The organism is Ideonella sp. sgz306126 (assembly GCF_056032705.1).
The window spans coordinates 538,499-563,047 of record NZ_JBVYWP010000002.1; the positions used below are offsets into that span (position 1 = coordinate 538,499).

Annotated in this window: 21 protein-coding genes; 9 read left to right on the top strand and 12 right to left on the bottom strand. The window is 69.8% G+C overall.

Annotation, left to right across the window (positions count from 1 at the left end; genetic code table 11):
- Positions 1-75 precede the first annotated feature (75 nt).
- Positions 76-783, bottom strand: coding sequence for an SPOR domain-containing protein (locus tag AC0N04_RS06970; RefSeq protein ID WP_474279920.1), 708 nt, complete (start codon positions 781-783; stop codon positions 76-78).
- Positions 780-2,480: an arginine--tRNA ligase gene (argS, locus tag AC0N04_RS06975; protein WP_474279921.1), complete on the bottom strand. Its 1,701-nt coding sequence runs from the start codon at positions 2,478-2,480 to the stop codon at positions 780-782. The genes AC0N04_RS06970 and argS overlap by 4 nt, the downstream gene beginning before the upstream one ends.
- Before the next feature lie 93 nt (positions 2,481-2,573).
- Here argS and AC0N04_RS06980 point away from each other — a divergent pair, with 93 nt between their 5' ends.
- Both AC0N04_RS06980 and AC0N04_RS06985 read left to right on the top strand, forming a co-directional pair.
- Positions 2,574-3,941: a serine/threonine-protein kinase gene (locus AC0N04_RS06980; RefSeq protein ID WP_474279922.1), complete on the top strand. Its 1,368-nt coding sequence runs from the start codon at positions 2,574-2,576 to the stop codon at positions 3,939-3,941.
- A gap of 157 nt (positions 3,942-4,098) precedes the next feature.
- Complete coding sequence (locus AC0N04_RS06985; RefSeq protein WP_474279923.1) at positions 4,099-4,431, top strand: PsiF family protein; 333 nt, start codon at positions 4,099-4,101, stop codon at positions 4,429-4,431.
- A 78-nt stretch (positions 4,432-4,509) separates the two neighbouring features.
- Here the strand turns inward: AC0N04_RS06985 and AC0N04_RS06990 are convergent, their stop codons facing one another.
- The gene (locus tag AC0N04_RS06990) at positions 4,510-5,424 is read right to left on the bottom strand and encodes a LysR family transcriptional regulator (protein ID WP_474279924.1); all 915 of its coding nucleotides are present in this window, start codon (positions 5,422-5,424) and stop codon (positions 4,510-4,512) included.
- 94 nt (positions 5,425-5,518) lie between these two features.
- Here AC0N04_RS06990 and AC0N04_RS06995 point away from each other — a divergent pair, with 94 nt between their 5' ends.
- Both AC0N04_RS06995 and AC0N04_RS07000 read left to right on the top strand, forming a co-directional pair.
- Positions 5,519-6,214 carry a haloacid dehalogenase type II gene (locus tag AC0N04_RS06995; RefSeq protein WP_474279925.1) on the top strand — a complete coding sequence of 232 codons (696 nt, stop codon included), beginning with the start codon at positions 5,519-5,521 and terminating at the stop codon, positions 6,212-6,214.
- 44 nt (positions 6,215-6,258) lie between these two features.
- Entirely contained in the window at positions 6,259-8,478 is a 2,220-nt protein-coding gene (locus tag AC0N04_RS07000; RefSeq protein ID WP_474279926.1) for a malate synthase G, read from the top strand.
- 105 nt (positions 8,479-8,583) lie between these two features.
- Here AC0N04_RS07000 and AC0N04_RS07005 read toward each other — a convergent pair whose 3' ends face one another.
- Both AC0N04_RS07005 and AC0N04_RS07010 read right to left on the bottom strand, forming a co-directional pair.
- Positions 8,584-9,345 carry a sulfite exporter TauE/SafE family protein gene (locus tag AC0N04_RS07005; protein WP_474279927.1) on the bottom strand — a complete coding sequence of 254 codons (762 nt, stop codon included), beginning with the start codon at positions 9,343-9,345 and terminating at the stop codon, positions 8,584-8,586.
- Positions 9,346-9,595: 250 nt separating this feature from the next.
- Positions 9,596-11,263, bottom strand: a complete 1,668-nt coding sequence (locus tag AC0N04_RS07010) for a GMC family oxidoreductase (protein WP_474279928.1) — start codon at positions 11,261-11,263, stop codon at positions 9,596-9,598.
- 90 nt (positions 11,264-11,353) lie between these two features.
- Here AC0N04_RS07010 and AC0N04_RS07015 point away from each other — a divergent pair, with 90 nt between their 5' ends.
- The gene (locus AC0N04_RS07015) at positions 11,354-12,274 is read left to right on the top strand and encodes a LysR family transcriptional regulator (RefSeq protein WP_474279929.1); all 921 of its coding nucleotides are present in this window, start codon (positions 11,354-11,356) and stop codon (positions 12,272-12,274) included.
- A gap of 29 nt (positions 12,275-12,303) precedes the next feature.
- Here the strand turns inward: AC0N04_RS07015 and AC0N04_RS07020 are convergent, their stop codons facing one another.
- Positions 12,304-12,948, bottom strand: a complete 645-nt coding sequence (locus tag AC0N04_RS07020) for a MarC family protein (RefSeq protein WP_474279930.1) — start codon at positions 12,946-12,948, stop codon at positions 12,304-12,306.
- Positions 12,949-13,219: 271 nt separating this feature from the next.
- On the opposite strand from AC0N04_RS07020, the gene AC0N04_RS07025 reads away from it, so the two are divergent.
- Positions 13,220-13,693 (top strand): RNA recognition motif domain-containing protein, encoded by a 474-nt coding sequence (locus AC0N04_RS07025; protein WP_474279931.1) that lies wholly within the window; start codon positions 13,220-13,222, stop codon positions 13,691-13,693.
- A gap of 188 nt (positions 13,694-13,881) precedes the next feature.
- On the opposite strand, the gene AC0N04_RS07030 is transcribed toward AC0N04_RS07025, so the two are convergent.
- The 4 genes from AC0N04_RS07030 to AC0N04_RS07045 all read right to left on the bottom strand — a co-directional run bounded on the left by AC0N04_RS07030 (position 13,882) and on the right by AC0N04_RS07045 (position 17,017).
- Positions 13,882-14,691: an SDR family oxidoreductase gene (locus AC0N04_RS07030; protein WP_474279932.1), complete on the bottom strand. Its 810-nt coding sequence runs from the start codon at positions 14,689-14,691 to the stop codon at positions 13,882-13,884.
- The gene (lptC, locus tag AC0N04_RS07035) at positions 14,692-15,375 is read right to left on the bottom strand and encodes an LPS export ABC transporter periplasmic protein LptC (RefSeq protein WP_474279933.1); all 684 of its coding nucleotides are present in this window, start codon (positions 15,373-15,375) and stop codon (positions 14,692-14,694) included.
- A gap of 75 nt (positions 15,376-15,450) precedes the next feature.
- Positions 15,451-16,029, bottom strand: a complete 579-nt coding sequence (locus tag AC0N04_RS07040; RefSeq protein ID WP_474279934.1) for a KdsC family phosphatase — start codon at positions 16,027-16,029, stop codon at positions 15,451-15,453.
- 1 nt (position 16,030) lies between these two features.
- The gene (locus tag AC0N04_RS07045) at positions 16,031-17,017 is read right to left on the bottom strand and encodes a KpsF/GutQ family sugar-phosphate isomerase (protein ID WP_474279935.1); all 987 of its coding nucleotides are present in this window, start codon (positions 17,015-17,017) and stop codon (positions 16,031-16,033) included.
- A gap of 83 nt (positions 17,018-17,100) precedes the next feature.
- On the opposite strand from AC0N04_RS07045, the gene AC0N04_RS07050 reads away from it, so the two are divergent.
- The gene (locus AC0N04_RS07050) at positions 17,101-19,101 is read left to right on the top strand and encodes a monovalent cation:proton antiporter family protein (RefSeq protein ID WP_474279936.1); all 2,001 of its coding nucleotides are present in this window, start codon (positions 17,101-17,103) and stop codon (positions 19,099-19,101) included.
- Positions 19,102-19,128: 27 nt separating this feature from the next.
- On the opposite strand, the gene AC0N04_RS07055 is transcribed toward AC0N04_RS07050, so the two are convergent.
- Both AC0N04_RS07055 and mnmE read right to left on the bottom strand, forming a co-directional pair.
- A complete protein-coding gene (locus tag AC0N04_RS07055; RefSeq protein ID WP_474279937.1) occupies positions 19,129-19,596 on the bottom strand; it encodes a cyclic nucleotide-binding domain-containing protein in 468 nt (155 codons plus the stop codon).
- Between the two features lie 164 nt (positions 19,597-19,760).
- A complete protein-coding gene (gene mnmE, locus AC0N04_RS07060; protein ID WP_474279938.1) occupies positions 19,761-21,146 on the bottom strand; it encodes a tRNA uridine-5-carboxymethylaminomethyl(34) synthesis GTPase MnmE in 1,386 nt (461 codons plus the stop codon).
- Between the two features lie 155 nt (positions 21,147-21,301).
- Between mnmE and AC0N04_RS07065 the strand changes: the two genes are divergently transcribed.
- A complete protein-coding gene (locus AC0N04_RS07065) occupies positions 21,302-21,790 on the top strand; it encodes an ECF-type sigma factor (protein WP_474279939.1) in 489 nt (162 codons plus the stop codon).
- 30 nt (positions 21,791-21,820) lie between these two features.
- Complete coding sequence (locus AC0N04_RS07070) at positions 21,821-24,529, top strand: serine/threonine-protein kinase (RefSeq protein ID WP_474279940.1); 2,709 nt, start codon at positions 21,821-21,823, stop codon at positions 24,527-24,529.
- Positions 24,530-24,549 lie beyond the last annotated feature (20 nt).

A 24,549-nucleotide genomic window follows, 5' to 3' on the forward strand; every position in this document is an offset into this window, starting at 1 on the left:
CGAATGCTCGGGCCTACCCTGAAAATTCCCGCCTCCGGGGGACTTTCGGGCGCCCCGCAGGCGCCGATGGCGGGCTCAGTGCGTGCGTTCGACCCGCACCAGCACCGCGTCGGCGCCGTCGGCCTTGAGCCGCTCCTGCTGCGCCAGGGCCTCGTCCTTGCTCGCGAACGGCCCCAGGCGCACCCGGTGCACGGTGTGGCCGCCCTGCTCGCGCTCGGACACCGTGGCACTCAGCCCCTGCATCGCGAGCCGGCCGCGCTGCTGTTCGGCGTCGTCGGCGTTCGAATAGGCGCCGGCCTGCACGAAGTAGACGAAGGGATCGGGGGGCGGCGGCATCTGGCCGGCCAGGATCGCCGCCGCGTCGCGGGTGGACTGCGGCGCCGTGGCGGTGGCGGGCGCTGCCGGCCGAGTGTCTTTCGGCGCCTCGTGCTTCGCCGGCGCTGGTGGCGCCGCTGCCTCGGGGCGCGCCGGCGTGGCGGGCTCGGTGGCCACCGGCGCCGGCGCGGCGGCCGCACTGGCCGCGGTGCTGGCGGACGCGGCGTTCGGGATCGGCGCCGGCTTGCCGGCCAGCGGGGCGTTCGGGTCCCAGTTCTTGTTGCGCTCGATCTCGGCCGCGTCCTGCTCGGCGGTGCGGTGCGGCACCTTGTCGATGAAAGGCACCGGTACCTTGGCGATGTACAGCGCGACGCCCAGGGCGATGCCCAGGCCCAGCAGCAGGCCGACGATCAGGCCGACCAGCGTGCCGCCGCGCTGTGCCGCGCGGGTGAGGGTGTGACGCGTCATGGGGTCTCCGGCAAGGGTTCGCGTGACATCTGGTCGGGGGCGCCGACGCCCAGCAGCGCCAGCGCGCTGCGCAGCACCTGGCGGGTGGCGGCCAGCAGCGCCAGACGCGCCGCAGCCAGCGCCCGGTCGTCGACCAGGAAGCGCTCGGCGCCATAGTAGCTGTGGAAGGCGGCGGCCAGGTCGCGCAGGTAGAAGGCCACGTCGTGCGGCGCCAGGTCGCGCGCCGCGGCCGCGAGCATGTCCGGGTAGTCGGCCAGCTTGAGCATCAGCGCGAGTTCGGTGGGCGCCGTCAGCAGCGACAGGTCGGCGCCCTCGGGCGTGAGCCCCTGGGTCGCGCCCTGGGCCAGCACCGAGCAGATCCGGGCATGCGCGTATTGCACGTAGAACACCGGGTTTTCGTCGTTCTGCTTGAGCGCCAGGTCGATGTCGAAGGTGAACTCGGTGTCGGCCTTGCGGCTGATCAGGAAGAAGCGCACCGCGTCGCGGCTGGTCCAGTCGATCAGGTCGCGCAGCGTGACGTAGCTGCCGGCGCGCTTGCTGATCTTCACCTCTTCGCCGCCGCGCAGCACCCGCACCATGGTGTTGAGCACGTAGTCGGGAAAGCCCTGCGGGATGCCCAGCCCCACGCCCTGCAGGCCGGCGCGCACGCGGGCGATGGTGCCGTGGTGGTCCGTGCCCTGGCAGTTGATGCAGGTGGTGTAGCCGCGCTCGAACTTGGCCACGTGGTACGCCACGTCGGGCACGAAGTAGGTGTAGCTGCCGTCGGACTTGCGCATCACGCGGTCCTTGTCGTCACCGTACTCGGTGCTGCGCAGCCACAGCGCGCCGTCCTGCTCGTAGGTCTTGCCGGCGGCGACCAGGCGCTGCACCGTCTGCTCGACCCGGCCGCTGCCGTACAGGCTGGACTCCAGGTAGTAGCTGTCGAACTGCACGCCGAAGGCCTGCAGGTCCAGGTCCTGTTCGTGGCGCAGGTAGGCCACGGCGAACTGGCGGATGCCGTCCAGGTCGTCCGGATCGCCCGAGGCGGTGAAGGCGCGGTCGTCGGATTTCACCGTCTTCTTGGCGAGGAAGTCGGCTGCGATGTCGGCGATGTAGTCGCCGTTGTAGGCGCTCTCCGGCCAGCCGGCGTCGCCGGGCTTCAGGCCCTTGATGCGGCACTGGGTGGACGTGGTCAGCGTGGCGATCTGCACCCCCGCGTCGTTGTAGTAGAACTCGCGGGTGACCTCGTAGCCCTGGGTCTGGAACAGGTGGCACAGGCTGTCGCCCAGCGCGCCCTGGCGGGCGTGGCCGACGTGCAGCGGGCCGGTGGGGTTGGCCGAGACGAACTCGATCATCAGCTTGCGGCCGTTGGCCGGCTGGCGGCCGAAGCCATCGCCTGCGGCCAGCACCTCGGCCACCACGGCCTGCTTGGCGGCGGGCGCCAGGCGCAGGTTGATGAAGCCGGGGCCGGCGATCTCCAGCGAACTCACCCAGCGCTGCACCGCAGGCTGGGCGTTCAACGCGGCGATCAGCTGCTCGGCCACCGCGCGCGGGTTGGAGCGCAGCGGCTTGGCCAGCTGCATGGCCGCGGTGATCGCCAGGTCGCCGTGGGCGGCCTGCTTGGGCGATTCGAACACGGGGGTGAGGGCGGCGTCTGGCGCCAGTTGCGCGATGGCGGCGGCCAGCGCGGCCTGGAGCTCTGCCTTGGCTTGGATCATGGGGGCGGATTCTAAGGTTGCATGGTGTGGCCGGCCGGCCTGGGCAGAATCAAGATCGGCGCCAAAGTGCCGATACCGTGGCGAGATCCCGCCGTGACGACCACCGACCCCCACCCTCAATCCACCGTCCCCCAGGCACGCGAGGACTTGCCGATGCAGATCGGCAAGTACCGCGTGCTGCGCCGCCTGGGCGAAGGGGCGACCAGCGAGGTTTTCCTGGCGCGGGACGACTTCAACCAGCGCGATGTGGCGGTCAAGCGGGTGCGCGCGGCCGAAGGGCGCAGCGCCGCCGAGCGGCATTTCGCATCGCACTTCTTCGCTGCCGAAGCGGCGCTGGTGGGGCGGCTGCAGCACCCCAACGTGGTGCAGATCTTCGATGCGGTCGAAGAACCCGATGGCGAGGCCTACCTGGTGATGGAGTACGTGCCCGGCGTCACGCTGCGCAATTTCTGCCGGCCGGACCGGCTGCTGACGCTGGAGCAGGTGGTCGAAATCGGCTTCAAGTGCGCGATGGCGCTGGACTATGTCTGGCGCCAGGGTCTGATCCACCGCGACGTCAAGCCGGCCAACATCCTGGCGGTGACCGAGGGCGACGAGGTCATCGACATCAAGATCACCGACTTCGGCAGCGTGCTGAACCTCGGGGCCGACCGGACCCAGATCCACCGCGTGGGCTCGCTGGCCTACATGTCGCCCGAGCAGCTCGATGGCGGTGCGCTCGACTGCCGCGCCGACATCTACTCGCTCGCGGCCGTGCTGTACCACCTGATCGCCGGCCGCGCGCCGTTCGAGGCCGACACCCAGGCGGCGCTGCTGAACCTGATCTGCCATGCCCCGCCGGCCTCGCTGGTGGGGTGCCGCAACGGCGTCAGCGCCGCGCTGGACGCGGTGGTGTGCGGTGCCCTGGCGAAATCGCGCGACGACCGGCCGGCCGACTGGGACAGCTTCGCCCAGCAGCTCTCCGCCTTGATCACCGACCGCGAGGTGCCGCGCGGCCGCCTGCAGCAGGTGCTCGACTCCGAGCGTTTCACGCTGCTGCGCGGGTTGGAGTTCTTCGCCGGTTTCGGCGATGTGCAACTCTGGGAGGTCGTCCGGCGGGCGCGCTGGCAGCGCTTCCACTACGGGCACAAGCTCTACAAGCGCGGCCAGGAAGGCCGCCAGTTCCACATCATCGCGCAGGGCGAAGTCGAGGTCTTCCGCGACGAGCAGCGGGTGGCCCGGCTGGGGGCGGGCACCTCGGTGGGGGAGATGGCCTATCTGGCGCCCAGCCCCGATCTGCGCCGCCACAGCGCCGACGTGATCGTCACCGATCCCTGCACCACGATCTCCTTCAATCCGGACAGCCTGGCCCGGCTCAGCGCAGAGACCCGGGGCTGCTTCGACGCCGCGTTCATCAAGGTGCTGGTGCGCCGGCTGCATGCCGCGCACGAGGCGCTGGCGCATCCTCGGCGCATCCTCTGAGCCGAGCCACCGATTTGCCAGGTGTTTGCGGCACCGGTGTCCACCGGATGCCACGCTGCCGCGTTGCTGGATTGCCGCCAGCCGCCGGCTCTGTTCGAATCGGCGACGGCGCATTGCCAACCCACCTCACCGACTCCGTGCTAGGAAGGAAATTTCCATGAAGCAACTGATCACCGCCGCTCTGCTGGCCGCTGCCGCGTTTGCCGTCTCCGCCCAGCCGGCACCGGCTGCCACGCCGGCCGCACCGGCCCCCACCGCGCAGCAGACCAAGATGGGCAACTGCAACCAGCAGGCGGCCGGCAAGACGGGCGCCGACCGCAAGGCCTTCATGAAGACCTGCTTGTCGAACAAGGCGGCCGCCGCGCCGGCCGGCAAGACCCTGACGCCTCAGCAAGAGAAGATGAGATCCTGCAATGCCGATGCCAAGGTCAAGGATCTGAAGGGTGCCGATCGCAAGGCCTTCATGAAGACCTGCCTGAGCAACAAGTAATCGGTCTCGTGCCCGATGGGAAAGCCCGGCCATGCCGGGCTTTTTTTCGCCTGCGCAGCCCGCCTCTGCGGCAAGCGCTCAGGCCGCTCGCGCTCCCCAATACCCGGAGTCGCCGTAGCTGTGCTTGAGAAAGTCGATCCACAGCCGGACCCGCAGCGGCAGGTGGCGGGCGCTGGGAAAGACGGCGTAGATGCCGTTGGGCGGCGCAGCGAAGTCGTCCAGCACGCTCACCAGCCGCCCCGCCGCGATGTCGGCCTGGACCTCCCAGGTGCTGCGCCAGGCGATGCCCAGGCCTTGCACGCACCAGCCATGCAGCACCTGGCCGTCGCTGCAGTCCAGCCGGCCGCCCGGCCGCAGGTGGCTCACCGCGCCGTCAATCTGGAAGGCCCAGCCGCGGCTCTGGCTGGATTCCGAGCTGAGCGTCAGGCAGTTGTGGCGCGCCAGTTCGCTGGGGTGTGCCGGCGTGCCCGCGCGTTTCAGGTAGCCGGGCGTCGCCACGCATTGGCGCCGGTTGTCGGCCAGGCGCACGCTGACCAGGCTGGAATCCGGCAGGTCGCCGACGCGAACCGCGCAATCGAAGCCTTCGTTGACGATGTCCACCACGCGGTCGGACAGGTTCAGCGACACGCTCACGTCGGGGTGCTGCGCCAGGAAGGCCGGCACCAGCGGCGCGAGGTGCCGGCGTCCGAAGCCCGCCGGCCCGGTGATTCGCAAGTGACCACTAGCTTTCACACCACCCGCCGACACGCTGGCCTCGGCATTGTTGAAATCGGTGACGAGGCGCTGGCAGTCTTCGAGGAAGGCACTGCCTTCGTGGGTCAGCGACAAGCGGCGGGTGGTGCGCAGCAGCAGCTTGACGCCGAGCCGGGCCTCGAGCGCGTCCATGCGCCGGCCGATGACCGCTGGCGCCACGCCTTCGGCCTGCGCGGCGGCTGTCAGACTGCCGCGGCTGGCCACGGCCACGAAGGTCTCGATCTGTTTGAGGCGGTCCATGCCCAGCGTGCCGGGGTTATTTGTGCGCCGAAGTCATGAATCTATGCCTTCGGCGGTTGGTAATGCGTTGCCAAGTATCGAATAAATTGGCGTCATGGAAAAGTACCCTTCGCCACGCGCGGTGCTGTTCGATGCCTACGGCACCTTGTTCGACGTCTACAGCGTTGCGCTGACCGCCGAGCAGCTCTTTCCCGGCCAGGGCCAGGCGCTGGCGCGGCTGTGGCGCGACAAGCAGATCGACTACACGCGCCTGGTGGCGATGAGCGGCCCGCGCGGCCCGCGTTACCGGCCGTTCTGGGAGCTCACGCGGTGTGCGCTGCAGTTCAGCGCTGAAGCCCTCGGGCTGGCACTGGTCGCCGACGCCGAGGAGCGGCTGATGAACCAATACCGCCATCTCTCGGCTTTTCCCGAGAACCGCGACGTGCTGCAGGCGTTGAAGGCCCGCGGCGTGCGCACCGGCATCCTCTCCAACGGCGACCCGGACATGCTGGCCGTGGCCGTGAAGAGCGCCGGCTTGACCGAGTTGCTGGACGACGTGCTGAGCGTGCACGCCACCCGCACGTTCAAGACCGACCCCGCGGCCTACCAGGTGGGGGTCGATGCGATCGGCCTGCCGCCCAAGGAGATCCTGTTCGTCTCCAGCAATGGCTGGGACGCGATCGGCGCGACCTGGTTCGGCTACACGACGCTGTGGGTCAACCGCAGCGGCGCGCCGCTCGAACGCCTGGACACCTCGCCCACGCGCATCGGCACCAGCCTGCGCGATGTGCTGGGCTTCTTTCCCGCCTGACCCTGTTTCGTACCCGCTTCTTTCTGACCACAAGGTTGACTGCCATGACCGAACGCACCTCTCTCCACGGCCTGCAGGTCGCCACCGAACTGCAGCGCTTCATCGACGATCAGGTGCTGCCCGGCACCGGCGTCGACCGCGCCGCCTTCTGGGCCGGCTTCGATCGCATCGTCGCCGACCTGGCGCCCAGGAATACCGCGCTGCTGGCCGAGCGCGACCGCCTGCAAGCCGAGCTGGACGCCTGGCACCAGGCCAACCCCGGCCCGATCAGGAAGGCCAAGGCCTACCGCAAGTTCCTGGAGAAGATCGGCTATCTGGTGGCCGACCCGGGCGACGTGAAGGTCACCACCCGGCACGTCGATGCCGAACTCGCCACCCAGGCCGGCCCGCAGCTGGTGGTGCCCATCACCAACGCTCGTTATGCGCTGAACGCCGCCAATGCCCGCTGGGGCAGCCTGTACGACGCGCTGTACGGCACCGACGCCTTGCCCGAGACCGACGGCGCCACCAAGCAGGGCCCGGACGGCCAAGCCTACAACCCGGTGCGCGGCGCCAAGGTCATCGACTACGCCCGCCACGTGCTGGACCGCACCGCGCCGCTGAAGAAGGGCTCGCACGTCGACAGCACCGGCTACGCCGTGGTGAACGGCGAGTTGGTCGTCACGCTCAAGGACGGCAAGGTGACGCCGCTGGCCAAGGCCAGGCAGTTCGTCGGCTACCAGGGCGATGCCGCCGGTCCGTCGTCGGTGCTGTTCCAGCACAACGGCCTGCACCTGGACCTGCGCATCGACCGCAACACCACCATCGGCGCCACCGATCCGGCCGGCGTGAGCGACCTGGTGATCGAATCGGCGCTGTCGACGATTCTCGACCTGGAAGATTCGGTCGCCGTGGTCGACGCCGCCGACAAGGTGCAGGCCTACGGCAACTGGCTCGGCATCCTGAAGGGCACGCTGACCGACACCTTCATCAAGGGCGGCAAGGAGATGACCCGCGGCCTGAACGCCGACCGGGTGTACACCGCGCCCCGGGGCAGCGGCACGGTCACGCTGCACGGCCGCTCGCTGCTGTTCGTGCGCAACGTGGGCCACCTGATGACCAACCCCGCCATCCTGTGGGGCGCCGAGGGCCGGGAGATTCCCGAGGGCATCCTGGACGCGGTGGTGACCACCGCCATCGCGCTGCACGACCTGCAGGGTCACGGCGCCAACGGCATCCGCAACAGCCGCAGCGGCAGCGTCTACATCGTCAAGCCCAAGATGCACGGCCCGGCCGAGGTGGCCTTTGCCGACGAGCTCTTCGGCCGCGTCGAGAAGTTGCTGGGCCTGAAGCAGTACACCGTCAAGCTGGGCATCATGGACGAGGAGCGCCGCACCAGCGTCAACCTCAAAGCCTGCATCGCCGCCGCCAAGAACCGCGTGGCCTTCATCAACACCGGCTTCCTCGACCGCACTGGCGACGAGATGCACACTGCGATGCAGGCTGGCCCGATGATGCGCAAGGGCGACATGAAGAGCAGCGCGTGGATCCAGGCCTACGAGCGCAACAACGTGCTGGTGGGCCTGCAGTGCGGCCTGCGCGGCAAGGCCCAGATCGGCAAGGGCATGTGGGCCATGCCTGACCTGATGGCGGCGATGCTGCAGCAGAAGATCGCCCACCCCAAGGCCGGCGCCAACACCGCCTGGACGCCCAGTCCCACCGCGGCGACGCTGCATGCGCTGCATTACCACCAGGTCGACGTGTTCGCGGTGCAAAAGCGCCTCGAAGCCGAAGACCGGGCCAGCGACCGCGCGGCCGTACGCGACGAGATCCTGACCGGGCTGCTGACCATTCCGGTGGTCAAGCAGGCCGCGTGGAGCGATGCCGAAAAGCAGCAGGAACTGGACAACAACGCGCAGGGCATCCTGGGCTATGTGGTGCGCTGGGTGGATCAGGGCGTGGGCTGCTCCAAGGTGCCCGACATCCACAACGTCGGCCTGATGGAAGACCGCGCCACGCTGCGCATCAGCAGCCAGCACATGGCCAACTGGCTGCACCACGGCGTGGTCACCAAGGCGCAGGTCCGGAACACCTTGAAGCGCATGGCCAAGGTGGTGGACAAGCAGAACGCCGGGGACGCCGGGTACCACGCGATGGCGGGCCACTTCGACACGTCGATGGCCTACCAGGCGGCCTGCGATCTGGTGTTCAAGGGCCTGGCCCAGCCCAGCGGCTACACCGAGCCGCTGCTGCACGCCTGGCGCCTGAAGGTCAAGGCAGCCTGAAGCGCTGCGCTTCCTCCGGGCGACCCGGCGGGCGCCTGCGCCTGACGCGGGTGCCCGCCGCTGTTGCTGGCCTGGCGAGGGGTCGGGCGCTGATCGACGCCGGGGTCAGCGATGCCCGAAGGCGTCGTAACCGGTCTTCAGGATCAGCACGCCGACCACCGCGATGAACATCGCGCGGACGAAGCCGGCGCCGTGTTTCAGCGCCAGCCGGGTTCCCAGCAGGCTGCCCGCGACATTGGCGATGCCCAGCAGCAGCGCGGTGTGCCACCAGACGTGGCCTTTCCAGGTGAACAGCAGCAGGGCGGCGAAGTTGGTGGCGGTGTTGAGCAGCTTGGCGACGGCCGAGCCGTTCAGAAAGTCGTAGCCCAGCACCCGCACGAACAGGAACACGAAAAAGCTGCCGGTGCCTGGGCCGAAGAAGCCATCGTAGAAGCCGATGCCGGCGCCGATCAGTCCGGCCAGCAACGCCTCGCGCTGCGGCGCGTGATGCGGAGCGTGGCGCCGGCCCAGGTCCTTGCGGACCAGCGTGTAGGCCAGGATCGCCAGCAGCACCAGCGGCAAGGCCTTGCGCAGTCCGCTGGCGCTGATCAGGGTCAGCGTCCAGGCGCCGGCGAAGCTGCCCAGCAGCGCCGCGACGAGTGCCGGGCGCAGTGAGCGCCAGTTCAGCGTGACGCGGCGGCCGTATTGGCCGGCGGCCCAGGCCGTGCCCCAGATCGCGCCGCCTTTGTTGGTGCCCATCAGGGTGGCGGGTGCCGTGGCCGGGTAGGCGGCGAACAAGGCCGGCAACAGCACCAGGCCTCCGCCACCGACGATGGCATCGACGAACCCGGCCAGCCCCGAGGCCAGGGCAACAACGAACAATTCCATCATCAGGGCAAGGGGGGTTGGGGGGCCGGGCGGCGAATGCGCACGACCCAAGGAAAAAGGCGCCGGGGTAACCGGCGCCTTTTCATTCTTACACTGTCCACGCAGCTCAGCCCGGTAAGGCTGGCTCGTCATGTTCTGGTTTTTGGCCCGGATTTGTCTCCTCGGACCCCCTTCAACAGCACGGTCCGATCCCGGTCCGCCGCTGAAAGTGAGTGCACTGTAACGGGGAGTGCCGTGCCGCACATCGGTGCTAACCCCGGTTCTGGCGGATCCAGTGGGCGGCCCGTTCCGCCAGCATCAGCGTCGGCGAGTTGGTGTTGCCGCTGGTGATGGTGGGCATCACGCTGGCGTCGGCCACGCGCAGGCCGGCCACGCCGCGCAGCCTGAGCTGGCTGTCCACCACCGCCGAGGGATCGTCGGCCAGGCCCATCTTGCAGGTGCCCACCGGGTGGAAGATGGTGGTGCCGATGTCGCCGGCCAGGCGCGCCAGATCTTCGTCGCTCTGGTACTGCACGCCCGGCTTGACCTCCTGGGGCTGGTAGCGGGCCAGCGCCGGCATGGCGGCGATGCGGCGGGTCAGGCGCAGCGAGTCGGCGGCCACCTTGCGGTCCTCGTCGGTCGAGAGGTAGTTGGCCAGGATGGACGGCGCGGCATCGGGCTCGGGCGAGGTGATCGCCACGCGCCCGCGCGAGGTCGGGTTCAGGTTGCAGACGCTGGCGGTGAAGGCGTTGTAGTCGTGCAGCGGCTCGCCGAAGGCGTCCAGCGACAGCGGCTGCACGTGGTACTCGACATTCGGCCAGGCCTGCTCGGGCGACGAGCGGGTGAACGCGCCCAGCTGCGAAGGCGCCATGCTCATCGGCCCGCTGCGCCTGAGCGCGTACTCCAGCCCGATGCGCGCCTTGCCCAGCAGCGAGTTGGCCATGGTGTTGAGCGTCTTGACGCCCTGCACCGAGAACACGGCCCGGATCTGCAAGTGGTCCTGCAGGTTGCCGCCCACTCCGGGCAGGTCGTGCTGCACCGCGATGCCGTGCTGCTGCAGCAGCGCCCCCGGCCCGATGCCCGAGCGCTGCAGGATCGCCGGCGTGCCCACCGCGCCGGCGGCCATCACCACCTCGCCGCTGCAGCGCGCCTGCACCGGCGCGCCGCCGTCGACCGGCTGCACCTCGATGCCGCAGGCGCGCAGCGCGCCATCGGCCCCGCGCTCCAGCAGCACGCGGCGCACCGTGGCACCGGTCCAGACCTGCAGGTTCGGCCGGCCCACCACCGGGCGCAGGAAGGCCTTGGAGGCGTTCCAGCGGATGCCCGAGCGCTGGTTCACCTCGAAGTAGCCCACGCCTTCGTTGTTGCCCCGGTTGAAATCGTCGGTGGCCGGGATGCCGGCCTGCTGCGCCGCCTGGGCGAAGGCATCCAGGATCTCCCAGGACAGGCGCTGCTTCTCCACCCGCCACTCGCCGCCGGCGCGCCCGCCCTTGGGGTCGAAGCCGGGCGCGGCGTGCAGCGCGTCGGCGCCGCGCCAGTGGTCCTCGTGCTGCTTGAAGAAAGGCAGGCAGTGCTCCCAGCGCCAGCTCGCATCGCCGGTCAGTTCGGCCCAGTGGTCGTAGTCGCGCGACTGGCCGCGCATGTAGATCATGCCGTTGATGCTGGAGCAGCCGCCCAGCACCTTGCCGCGCGGGTAGCGCAGGCGGCGGCCGTTCAGACCCGGGTCGGCGTCGGTCTGGTACAGCCAATCGGTGCGCGGGTTGCCGATGCAGTACAGGTAGCCCACCGGGATGTGGATCCAGACATAGTCGTCGTGGCCGCCGGCCTCGATCAGCAGCACGCGGCAGTCCGGGTCGGCCGACAGCCGGTTGGCCAGCAGGCAACCGGCCGTACCGGCGCCGACGACGATGTGGGTGTATGCGGGAACGGTGGCGGTCATGGTGCGGTCTCCTGGTGCCCACTGTAGGGGCTCGCGCGATCTGCGGGCACACTTGCGGGCCTGGTCTGATTTCAACGTCAATGAAACCGCATGAAGCCTGATTTGCGCCAAATGCAAGCTCTGGTGGCCATCGCCCGCCACGGCACCCTGGCCCGCGCGGCCGACGCCCTGCACTGCAGCCCGTCGGCGGTGTCGATGCAACTGAGTTCGCTGCAGCAGCGCACCGGGCTGGGCCTGCTGCGCCGCACCGGCCGCGGCCTGGTGCTGACCCCCGAGGGCGAGTTGCTGCTGCCGGCGGCGCGCGACGCGGTGGCGGCGCTGGCGCGCTTCGGCCAGCTGTCCAGCGGCACCGCCAGCCCGCCAGTGCAGGCGCACGCCGTGCCGGCGCCGGTGACCGTGGGCACCATCCTCGATCCGGCGGCCATCCGCCTGGGCGAGTTCCTGCGCGCGGTGCGCACCCAAGGCCCGCAGATCCACCCCGAACTGCGCCACGGCATCTCGGGTACGGTGCTCAAGGACGTGCGCGAGGGCCGGCTCGACCTGGGCTTCTGCCTGGGCCAGCCCGATCCAGCCCGGCTGCGGGTGCTGCGCCTGGCCCCGGTGCGCTACGTGGTGGTGGGGCCGCGCGGTTGGCAGTCCCGCCTGCAGGGCCGCAGTTGGGCCGAACTGGCGGCGCTGCCGTGGATCGCGACACCGCCCGAATCGGTGCACCACCAGCTGCTGGCGCCCCTGCTGGGCCGTCTACGGCGACACCTGCACACCGTGGCCCGGGTGGATCAGGAGGCGTCGATGATCGACCTGGTGCGCGCTGGCTTCGGCCTGAGCCTGGCGCGCGAGGCGGTGGCCCTGCGCGAGGCCGACCAGTCCGGCCTCGCGGTGTCGCGCCAGCACACGCTGGACACGGCCTTGTCGCTGGTGGCGGCCCGGCGTCCAGCCGACCCGACCCGTGCGATCACCGTCGACACCTTGTTCGAGGTGGCGGCGCAGGTGTGGCAGCCCGAAGGGCGCTGACTCACAACCTGCCCGGCGGGCCCGGTGCGTCAGCCCGCGCCGGCCAGCACCGGGAACAGCTTGATCAGTCCGTCGGCCAGCAGTTCCACCGCCATCGCCGCCAGGATCAGGCCCATCAGACGGGTCATCACGTTGATGCCGGTGCGGCCCAGTGCCCGTGCAATCCGGCCTGCGGCCGAAAACGCCATGAAGGTGGCCAGTGCGATCACGACGCCATAGCCCACCAGCACCGCGTGCTGCCACAAGCCGTGCGTCTTTTCGGCGTAGATCACCATCGTCGAGATGGTGGCCGGGCCGGTCAACAGCGGGATGGTCAGCGGTACCACCGCGATCGACGCACCCGACTCGGCCTTCGCCTGGCCATCGTGCACGTCGTCCTTGCGGCTCTCGGCCGGCTGCGCGTTCAGCATGTTCAGCGCCGACACCAGCAGCAGCAGGCCGCCGCCCACCTGGAACGAGGCGATCGAGATGCCGAAGAACTCGATGATCTTCAAACCCGCCACGGCGCTGATCGCGATCACCATGAAGGCCGCCACCGAACTGACGCGAATGGTGTGCTGGCGCTGTTGCGGCGACAGGTTCTCGGTGAAATGGATGAAGAACGGCACGGCGCCGATCGGATTCACGATCGCCAACAGCGCGACCAGCGGCTTGAGCAGATCCAGGGTTTTCATGCGCCGATTTTGGCCCTAGTGCCGAACCTTCTGCCGGCTCAGACGGCGGCCGCCGGACCGGCCTGGCTGCGAGGGGTCGCGCGGGATCAAAAAAACGACAGTTTCCGCCGCCAGGTTTTGCCCACACGCCAGAAATGTGCTCATAATGGTTTGGGGCAGCTTGTCTGCTGGCCCTTGTTTGCTGTGTATGGACGCGGCACCTTCGCTTGATGGGTTCACGCTGGGTTGAAGCTCCACATGGTCTTTTGGTGATTGATAAGGAGCTTTCCCCATGGGAAACAAGCTTTACGTCGGAAACCTCGCTTACAGCGTGCGTGACGACTCCCTGCAACAAGCGTTTGCCGAATTCGGTACCGTCACGTCCGCCAAGGTCATGATGGATCGCGATACCGGTCGTTCCAAGGGCTTCGGCTTCGTGGAAATGGGCTCGGACGCCGAAGCGCAAGCCGCGGTCAACGGCATGAATGGTCAGGCCCTCGAGGGTCGCGCCATTGTCGTGAACGAGGCACGCCCCCGTGAGGAGCGTCCGGGCGGCTTCGGCGGCGGTGGTCGCAGCGGCGGTGGCGGCTACGGCGGCGGCGGTGGTGGCGGCTACGGCGGTGGTGCCGGCGGCGGCGGTGGCCGCAGCCCCTACGGCGGCGGTGGCGGCGGTGGTGGCCGCAGCCCCTACGGCGGCGGCGGTGGTGGCGGCGGCCGCAGTGGCGGCGGTGGCGGCTACGGCGGTGGCCGCAGCAGCGGCTACTGAGCCCTTGCTGTCGGAGCCGTCGCATCCAGGCGGCTTCTCGGTTCTGCGGTTTTCTCCGGGCCAGGGTGCCAAGGCACGCTGGCGCTGCAGCGAACAGCCCTTTTCCGAGGGCGTTCAGACGGCAGAGGATTCAGTGCAGCGCTGAACGATGAAGGCACGGCCCAGGCCGTGCCTTTTTCATGGCCGGATCACATCGGATCGCCACGCCGCGGCTTGCGACCCCGTCCCGTCAGCAGGCGGTCGAAGACCGGGTTGGGCAACAGGCGCAGCAGCGTTGCCGCGACCGCCATCTGCCACGGAATCACCCGGTAGCTGGTGCCTGCGGCGATGGCCTCGCAGGCCTGCACTGCAAAGGCCTCGGGCGTCATCAGAAAAGGCATCGGGTACGGATTGCGGGCGGTCAGCGGCGTGGCGATGTAACCCGGCAACAAGGTCACGACCCGCAGGCCGTGCTGCCGGCATTCGCCGCGCAGGCTCTCGCAATACGCCACCGCGCCGGCCTTGCTGGCGCAGTACGCGCCATGACCCGGTATGCCGCGGATCGCGGCCACGCTGGCGACGCCGACCAGCGTGCCCGAGCGCCGCTCGCGCATCGCGGCCAGGAACGGATGGAAGGTCGCAGCCAGCCCGAGGGTGTTGGTGGCCAGGGTCTCGCGCATCAGATCCAGGTCGTCCCGATCGGCGGTGTCCATGCCGACGCTGATGCCGGCATTGGCGATCACCACCGCCGGCACGCCCATCTCGTCCAGGCAGCGCCGGCCGGCGGCCACGATGCTGTCGATGTCTTGCACGTCGGCGGCGTAGGCCCGCCAGCGGTCGGCGGCTAGGTCTTGCGACCGGGCCCAGGCCTCGATCACCTCGGCGCGGCGGGCCACCAGCGCCAGTCGCCAGCCCAGCGCGGCGTAACGGGCCGCGAGCGCCTGGCCGATGCCGCTGGAGGCACCGGTGATGAAGACCAACGGTGCGTTCTCGCCAGAAGGCCCGGCCGCGAGCACCATTCAGCGCCTCGCCGGCAGCGGCGTCAGGCGGGCGCGCACCTGGCCGTGCAGCACCAGCAGGCGGGCCCGGTCGTCGTAATCGAGCCCGTCGGCGGTGAACTCGGTGCGTCCCTGCGTGACGCGCACCGGCTGATCGGTGGTGACCTTGCGCTCGCGGATCAGGAACACCAGCCGCTGCGCCTGGAGGTCCATCGGCGGCTCGCCGCCGGGGCCCTGAGAAACCACCTCGGCGTTCCCTTCGAGTCGCGCCTGCGAGCCATCGCCAGCCGCCACCGCCTGCGCCGCGGTGGCCCGGGTCACCCGTCCGTCGGGCGAGGTGACGTCGATGCGCACCGTGTCGATCGCCAGTTCGTCGGTGTCGGGGAAATGACGCAGCGTCCGGCCCTCGATGCGCACCGCCAGCCGGCCATCGGCGCCATAGCGCTGCATCGTGAAATGGTCCAGCGTGTAGTCGGGGTCGTGGGTGAGCGCGCGAACGCCCCCGGCCGATGGCGTGCTCGGGGCGACCTTGACCAGCCACCACGTCACCAGTGCCAGGGCGACCATCAGCAGCAGCGGCAGAAACGTGCCCAGCAACGCCCTCACCCGCTCACCCCAGGACTGGGCCGGCGACGCGTGCGCCCCGGCGGCGCCCACGGACACCGGCACCTCGGGCAGATCGGGCAGGTGAAGCTCGGCGTTCATCCTGTGAGGGGGCCTGGTCATTGGCGGCGACGTCAGCTCATGGCACCGGGACATCCATGCCCTGCCGCCATCGATTCAGGCCCCGTCCAGGGTCTGCAGATGCCCTTGCAGCAAGCCGGCATAACGGCCGCAGGCCATCAGCAGCAGATCGCAGAACTCGCGGGCGGCGCCGTCGCCGCCTGCCGCGCGCGTCTGGTGGTGTGCCACCGCCTTGACCTCGGCGTGGGCGTTGGCGGGCGCGCAGGCGAACCCCGCCCGGGTCAGCAGCGGCAGGTCGGGCCAATCGTCGCCGATCGCGGCCACCTCGGGCCAGTCCACGCCCAGGGCCTCCAGCACGGGCTGCGCCGCGGCGAGCTTGTCCTGCGCGCCGTAGACCGCATGCGCCAGCCCCAGATCGGCGACGCGGCGTCGGACGGCGGCGGAATCGCGCCCGGTGATCACCACCGGAACGATGCCGGCGCGCGCCAGCAGCTTCAGCCCATGGCCGTCGAGCGTCGAGAACGCCTTGAACACCTCACCCGATTCGCCGATGAAGAGCCGGCCGTCGGTCAGCACGCCGTCGACATCGAAGATCGCGACCTTCATGCCCAGGTTCGGGCCCTGTGCGCGCAGCAGCAGTTCGGGCGGGAAGCTCAGTGCCGGGCTCAGCGCCATGTCAGATCACCTTGGCGCGCAGCAAGTCGTTGGTGTTGAGCGCGCCCACCAGCCGGTCGCGCTCGTCGACCACCAACAGGCTGGTGACGCGGTACTGCTCCATCAGTCCGGCGGCATCGACGGCCAGCGCATCGGCGCGCACCCGACGCGGATTCGGGTGCATCACTTCCACCGCCTTCAGCGACCGTAGATCGGCACCGGTCTCGATCAGGCGGCGCAGATCGCCGTCGGTGAAGATGCCCAGCACCTGCCCGCCGTCGGTCACCGCGGCGGCGCCCAGGCCCTTGCGGGTCATCTCGTGCATCAGCTCGCCGAAGCTGGCCTCGGCGCGCACCTGCGGCACCGCGTCGCCGCTGCGCATCAGGTCGTGGACGTGCATCAGCAGCTTGCGGCCGAGCGCGCCGCCCGGATGCGAGCGCGCGAAATCCTGCTCGCGAAAGCCGCGCGCGTCCAGCAGCGCCACCGCCAGCGCGTCGCCCAGCGCCATCTGCGCCGTGGTGCTCGCGGTGGGCGCCAGGTTCATCGGGCAGGCTTCCTGGTCGACGCTGCACAGCAGCGCGATGTCGGCATGGCGCCCCAGGGTCGACTCGGCGCGCCCGGTCATGCCCAGCAGCGTGATCTGCAGCCGCCGCAGTGCCGGCAACACGGCGTTGATCTCTTCGCTTTCGCCGGAATTCGAGATCGCCAGCACCACGTCGCCCGGCTGCACCATGCCCAGGTCGCCATGGCTGGCCTCGCCCGGATGCACGAAGAAGGCGGGGGTGCCGGTGGAGGCCAGCGTCGCGGCGATCTTGTGGCCCACATGGCCGCTCTTGCCCATGCCCATCACCACCACGCGGCCGCGGGTGGTCAGCATCGCGGCCACCGCACGGCTGAAACTCTCGTCCAGCCGGTCGCGCACCGCTGCCAGCGCGGCGGCTTCGATATCGAAGGTCTTTCGCGCCAGGGCGAGCGCGCGCGCAGGGTCGAAGGCAGGCGTGGGGTTCAAGGCAGATGTCCGGGGCAGAATGAAGCCGATTCTAGGCGGCGCACGGCGAATCGCCGGCTGCCGCGCCGACCGGCCGGAGCCCCATGGTCACCACGCTCGAACTCGTGCTGCTCTACCTGATCGCCGCAGTCGCCGGCGTGGTGGCCTGCCGCTCGCTGAAGCTGCCGCCCATCCTGGGCTATCTGGCCGTCGGCGTGGTGATCGGCCCGAACACCTTGGCGCTGGCGCGCGATTCGGACGGCCTCAAATACCTGGCCGAGTTCGGCGTGGTGTTCCTGATGTTCGTGATCGGCCTGGAGTTCAACCTGCCCAAGCTGCGCAGCATGCGCACCCTGGTCTTCGGACTGGGCTTGTCGCAGGTGACGCTGACCATCGTCGGCGCGCTCGCCGGCAACGCGCTGCTGGTGGCGCTGTTCGCCTGGGCCGGGCACCCGTGGGAGCTCGGTTGGAAGGGCGCGATCGTGCTGGGCGGTGCGATGGCCATGTCGTCGACCGCCATCGTCGTCAAGATGATGGCCGAGCGGCTGGAGCTGGAATCCGACCACGGCAAGCGGGTGATGGGCGTGCTGCTGTTCCAGGACCTGGCCGTGGTGCCGCTGCTGGTGCTGATCCCGGCGCTCGATTCCAGCGGTGCCGACATGGCGCGGTCGCTGGCGCTGGCCCTGGTCAAGGCGGCGGTGCTGCTGACGCTGCTGCTGGTCGGTGGACAGCGGGTGATGCGCTGGTGGTTGACCCAGGTGGCGCGGCGCAAGAGCGAAGAGTTGTTCGTGCTGAACCTGCTGCTGGTGACGCTGGGCCTGGCCTGGCTGACCGAGCAGGCCGGCCTGTCGCTGGCGCTGGGCGCCTTCGTCGCCGGCATGCTGGTGGCCGAGACCGAGTACAAGCACCAGGTCGAAACCGACATCCGGCCGTTCCACGACGTGCTGCTGGGGCTGTTCTTCATCACCATCGGCATGAAGCTGGACTGGCGCCCGGTGGCAGGGCAATGGCCGCTGGTGCTGCTGCTCACCGTCCTGCCGGTGCTGGCCAAGGCGGCGCTGGTGGCGGCGCTGGCGCGCGGCTTCGGAGCGGCGCCGGGGGTGGCGATCCGCACCGGCCTGTACCTCGCGCAGGCGGGCGAGTTCGGCTTCGTGCTGCTGACGCTGGGAGCCGACGAGGGGTTGATCGGCGGCGCCTGGGTCAGCCCGGTGCTGGCGTCGATGGTGTTGTCGATGCTGGCCACGCCCTTCATCGTGCTGCGGAGCGACCGGATCGCGATGCGCCTGGCGTCCAGCGACTGGCTGATGCAGTCGGTGGCGCTGACCTCGATCGCCAAGAAGGCGATCCGCGCCGAGCACCACGTCATCATCTGCGGCTACGGGCGCAGCGGCCAGAACCTGGCACGGATGCTGGACGGCGAGCACATCGCCTACATGGCGCTGGACCTCGACCCCGACCGGGTCCGTCAGGCCGCTGCGGCCGGCCAGAGCGTGGTCTTCGGCGACGCGGCGCGCCTGCAAAGCCTGATGGCCGCCGGCCTGGCCCGCGCCAGCGCGGTGGTGGTGACCTACCCCGACACCGCCTCGGCCTTGAAGATCCTGCATCTCGTCGCCACGCACGCCCCCAAGGTCCCGGTGGTGGTGCGCACCATCGACGACAGCGATCTGGAGCGCCTGCGAGAAGCCGGCGCCACCGGCGTCGTTCCCGAGGCGATCGAGGGCTCGCTGATGCTGGCCAGCCATGCGCTGGCGCTGGTGGGCGTGCCGATGCGGCGGGTGATCCGACTCACCCGCGACGCCCGCGATGCGCGCTACAACCTGCTGCGCGGCTATTTCCACGGCGCCGATGACGACACCGTCGAAGAGTTGCAGCAGGCCCGGCTGCAGAGCATCACGCTACCGGCGGGAGTGGGCTGCCTGGGGCAGCCGCTGGGCGATCTGGCGCTGCACGCCGTCGGGGTGCAGGTGGTGTCGGTGCGCCAGGCCAGCGGCCGGGTGCTGGAGCGCGACGAGCGCCTCCTGCTGCACGCGGGCGACACGCTGGTGCTGTCGGGGCGGCCCGAGCCGCTGGCCTTGGCCGAGCAGGCGCTGCTGCGGCGCGGCTGAGGCAGCGCGGCGCGGGGGGCGTGGCCGTCAGGCCACCGGCAGCCCGCGCGACAGGTTGGCGCGCATCCGCTCGGCCATCACCGCACCCACGCCGCGCAGGAATTCCAGCGCCTGCTCGGGCTGGTGGGCCACGTACTCGGTGAAGCGCGGCCGCGTCAGCGCCCACACCACGCAGCTGGACATCGCTTCGACTTGCGCCATGCGCGGCGTCTCGCCGAAGAGCGAGGGCTCGCCCACCACCGAGCCCGCGCGCAGGATCGCCACCGGCCGGCGCACCGGCCCGGTCTCGGGCACGAAGACTTGCAGGGTGCCGCTTTCGAGCAGGAACAGCGTGCGGTCCATGTCGCGGTGCAGGATCAGCACCTCGCCGGCGCGCAGCGTGTGCCGCTGCAGGTAGCTGCCCAGCATGCGCCAGTCTTCCTTGCCGAAGTTCAGGTGCAGCGCATCGTCGGCATTCAGCGACTGGATTGCAGCGGTCAGTGCGTCGATGCTCACGGTGGACTCCCCCGGTGGAACGCTGGCGGGCCGGGCCTCCCCCGGCCACGGCAAGCGCTGATTATGTCGAGTGCGGGCCGACCTCGGCAAGACGACGCCCCTGCCTGCGGTCGCCGCCCGCCTGCCGTTGGTCGGGTTCGGTCCGGTGCAGCGCGGGGCCCGACCTATTTCCCGATGCAAAAACGGCCGAAGATCTCGCCCAGCAGATCGTCGGCGCTGAAGCGGCCGGTGATCTCCTGCAACGCGTCGTGCGCCAGCCGCAGTTCCTCGGCGAACAGGTCCAGCGCGGCATCGGCCTGCGCCGCATGCCCAGCCGCCCGCGCGAGGTGGTCGGCGCAGCGGCGCAGCGCCTGGACATGGCGGGTGCGGGCGATGAAGACGCCCTCCGGGGCCGCCTGCCAGCCCGCCCGCTCCAGCAAGGCGCGGCGCAGGTCCTCCAGGCCGGCGCCGGTCTTGGCGCTGAGGCACAGGCCGCCCGGCGGCGCGGCGGCGGCGGACGGCGCATCGGCCTTGTTGAAGACCTGCAGCAGCCGCGCCGGGTCGGCGACGGCCAGACGCTGCGAAATCCGGGCGTCCGCCGCCTGGTAGTCGGCTTGGCCGAGGCGGGTCAGGTCGTGCAGGAAGACGATCGCGTCGGCGTCCCGGATCGATTCCCAGCTGCGCGCCATGCCGATGCGCTCGACCTCGTCGTGGGCCAGGGCCTCGTCGCGCAGCCCGGCCGTGTCGGTGACATGCACCGGCACGCCGTCGATCTGGATGGTTTCGCTGACGCGGTCGCGGGTGGTGCCGGCGATCGGCGTGACGATCGCCAGCTCGGCCCCGGCCAGCGCGTTCAGCAGCGAGCTCTTGCCGACATTGGGCTGGCCGGCCAGCACCACGCGCAGGCCTTCGCGCAGCAGCGCGCCCTGGCGGGCCCGTACCAGCACCGCGCCGACGCTGTGCTCGATGGCGGCCAGCTTGCCGCGGGCGTCGGCCTTTTCGAGGAAGTCGATCTCCTCTTCGGGAAAGTCCAGCGTCGCCTCGACCAGCATCCGCAGCGTCACGATGCGCTCGGCCAGTGCGTCGATCTCGGCCGAGAAGGCGCCTCCCAGGGATCGGCTGGCCGAACGCGCCGCCGCCTCGGTGCTGGCGTCGATCAGATCGGCCACGGCCTCGGCCTGGGCCAGATCCAGCTTGTCGTTCAGGAACGCCCGCTGGGTGAATTCGCCCGGCTCGGCCACGCGCAGGCCGATGTCGGCACCGGCTTCCAGGCAGCGCGCCAGCAGCAGTTGCAGCACCACCGGGCCGCCGTGGGCCTGCAACTCCAGCACGTCCTCGCCGGTGTAGCTGTTCGGCGCCGGAAAATACAAGGCCAGGCCGTGGTCGATGGCCTGGCCGTCGGCCGCCAGAAACGGGCCGAAACGGGCCTGGCGCGGCACCAGCGCCGTGCCGGTCAGCGCGTCGATCAGGGTCCCGAGACGGGGCCCGGAGGCGCGCACGATGCCCACCGCGCCGCGGCCCGGGGCGGTGGCGATGGCGACAATGGGGTCCTGCAGACGGCCGAGCGACATGCCGCGATTGTCGGCCACATCGGTCCTGCCCCGCGCGTTGCGGGCCGGCCGACGGGCCATGATGAGGCATCATGGCAAGCAGACCCGCTGCGCACTCCATTTGACTCGTGACTGAAGCCGTTCCTGCGGCCCATGACGGCCTTCCCCTCGATGCGATGCCCGGCCTGCTGTACCGGGAGCTCAAGGCCCTGGCCCGCAGCCGGCTGCGCCGCGCCGGCCCGCTGACCCTGCTGGATACCACCGCGCTGGTGCACGAGAGTTGGCTCAAGCTGTCGAGGCAGCCCGGCCTGGCGGCGTTGGGTTATGGTCATTTCATGGCCTATGCGGCCACCGCGATGCGCTCCATCGTGGTCGACTACGCGCGTGCCCGCATGGCGCAGCAGCGCGGCGGCGACGCTCCCCACGTGCCGCTGGACGAATTGCCGACGCTTGCCCGACGCGATGAGGAATACGTGCAAGTACATGACGCGCTCACCGATCTCGCGCGCCATGATCCGCAGCTGGCCAAACTGGTGGAGTTGCGTTTCTTCGTTGGCTTGGAGGAAACCGAGTGTGCCGACCTGCTGGGTGTTGCCCGGCGCACCGTTCAACGCGACTGGCAAAAGGCCAGAGCTGTGTTGTGGGAGTTGCTGAAATCAGCATGAGACCTCGCGAAGAGGCACCTGGGAGTTTCGTTGAGTTCGTTGCACCTGACCCATTGGTCCGAGATCGAGCCCTTGCTCGACCGCATGTTTGCGCTGCCCCCGGCCGAGCGCCCAGGCTTTCTCGATACCCTTTCTCCCGCCCAACAACGCTGGCGCGACACGCTGCTGCGGCTGCTGGCGGCAGAGAGCGAAGCAGCGCACGTGGGCTTTCTGAGCCTGGCGGCGAGTCTGCCCGACGCTGACGACGGCGACACTGCCAGCGATGCCGGCGCGGTCCGGCCGCCGCTGCGAGCCGGCCAGGTCGTCGGTCCGTGGCAGCTGGTCGATGAATTGGGGCGCGGCGGCATGGCCAGTGTCTGGCTGGCCCGGCCCCGTCTGGGAGACTTTCAGCGCGAGGTCGCCCTCAAGCTGCCACACAGCCCGGGATCCAGTTGGACTCAGCGCTTTCGCCGCGAGCGCGACATACTTGCCCGCCTGAGCCACCCTGGCATCGCGCGCCTGTACGACGCCGGCGTCAGCGACACCGGCCTGCCCTGGTTGGCGATGGAGCTTGTGCAGGGCCAGGACCTGCTGGACTGGTGCAGCGCCCACGATGCCGACACCCGCCAGCGCCTACACCTGCTGCTGCAGATTGCAGACGCGCTGCAGTACGCGCACAGCCACCTGGTGGTCCATCGCGACATCAAGCCGGCCAACGTGCTGGTGCAACCCGACGGCCAGGTGAGGTTGCTGGACTTTGGCATCGCCCGCCTGCTGGCGGCCGACGAGCAAAGTCTCGCGCTCACCCAGGTGGGGCAAAGGCCCATGACGCCGGAGTACGCGTCGCCCGAGCAAGTGCGCAACGAAGAGCCCGGCATCGCCAGCGACATCTACGGTCTCGGTGTGCTGGCCTATCGGTTGCTTTGCGGCGCCAGTCCTTACGCCGCTGCCGCGCCGCAAAGCCGCCATGCGTTGGAGCGCGCCGTGCTGGAGGTCCAGCCGCCGCCGCCTTCGGTCCAGGCGGTGGCTCCGGCCGCACGGCGTGCGCTGCGCGGCGACCTGGACACCATCCTTCTGAAGGCACTCGCCAAAGAGCCGAGTCAGCGCTACATCACCGTGGACGCATTCGCCGCCGATTTGCGCCGCCACCTGGCTGGTGAGCCGGTGCTGGCGCGCCGGCCGTCCTGGCCTTATCTGGCGGGGCGCTTTGTCCGACGCCACCGGATGGCCGTGGTCGCCGGCACGCTGGCGGCTTTGGCCCTTCTTGGCGTCACCAGCTGGGCGCTGGGGTCGGCGCGCGAGGCACGGAGCGAAGCGCAACGCGCACAAGCCATGTATGACTTTGTGCTGGGCCTGTTCAACCCCGACCACGACACTGCAGCGCAGGTCAAGACGCCCGATTTACCCCTGAAGACGGTGATCGAGCGGGGCGCAAGGCGCATGCTCACTTCCCTCAAGGATCAGCCCGACGCGCGGGCTCGCCTGCTTCACGACTTGGCGCCCTTGACGGAGCAACTGGGCCTGATCGACCTGGCGACAGAGCTCGCCCAGGCTCGGGTGGACGACGCCTTGCGGGACCATGGCCCGCGCAGCCTGGACTATGCCGACGCCCTGAGCGGTAGACTGCACATCCGTGAAAGTGCGGGGCAATTCCAGCAAGGCTACGCCGAGGCCCGACAGGTTCTAGCCATCTATGAAGCCAACGGCGTTCGTGACCCGTACCGCTTGGCTGCGGTGCATGAAAAGCTGGGCGGCTTCGGCTTTCGCATCCATGACACCCCCGATCCCGGCGACGCCGCACACCTGGAGCTCGCCATCGCATTGGCCGAGCCGCTGAAAGACGTGAACGCCAGCGAATTTGCGCTGCTGCTGGGGGTGCTCAGACACTACATGGGCGATGTCGCGGGGGCCTACGCGGCGGTGCAGAAAGGCGTCGTGGCCAACCGCCGCGATTTCGGCCCCGAGGCCTGGCAGACGGCCTCGCTGGAGGCTTTCCTGGGCACCTTGGCTGACCTGAGTGAACGACCGGCCGAGGCGGAGGCCCTGCTTCGCCACAGCATTTCGGCGACCCGCAAGGCATTGGGTCCGGACAACATCGGATTGGCACGCAATGAGATCGGCCTGGCCAATGTGCTGCTGGCAGGCCGCGGGCACGACGAAGCGCTGCAACTGATGCGTGACGCCCAGCGCATCGTGGCGCTGCCCGCCAACGCCGGGTTCGGCGGCGTACGGGATCAGGTCCAGGTCTACGCTCTGGGCCTGGAGTGGCGGGACGGTGAAACCGATGTGGTGCGCCGGGGTTGCCAGCCCTACCGCGAGCATGCTTTCCAGGCAAGCACGCCGTACTACACCTCGCTGGTGATCCAGGTGTGCGCCGCCAGTGCGCTGCAAGACGGCGACCTGCAGGCCGCGCAGGCTTGGCTGAATGCGACCCAGCCGGTCTACCGTTACTTCGCAACCGGCCCGGTCTGGACCTTGGGTCTGGAGCTGCGCCAGGGCGAGTTGGCGCTGGCCCAGGGGAACACCGCGAGCGCGCTGCAGCGGTGGCGCCGTTGCCTGGCTTTGGCCAACACCTCGCAATTGGCGGCGCAGACCCGGGCCTGGTGGCTGATCGCCCACCACACGCACTTGGAGGGCGCCGAGCGAGAACGGCTCCAGCAGTTCCGGCAGACCCTGGAGCGGACCGGCGGAGACCGCTATTACTCCGAATATCTGCGCCAGCTGCGCGACGCCTTGCAAGCCCCGACTGTCGGCCGCTGAAGATTTCTTTGCGCAGGGTG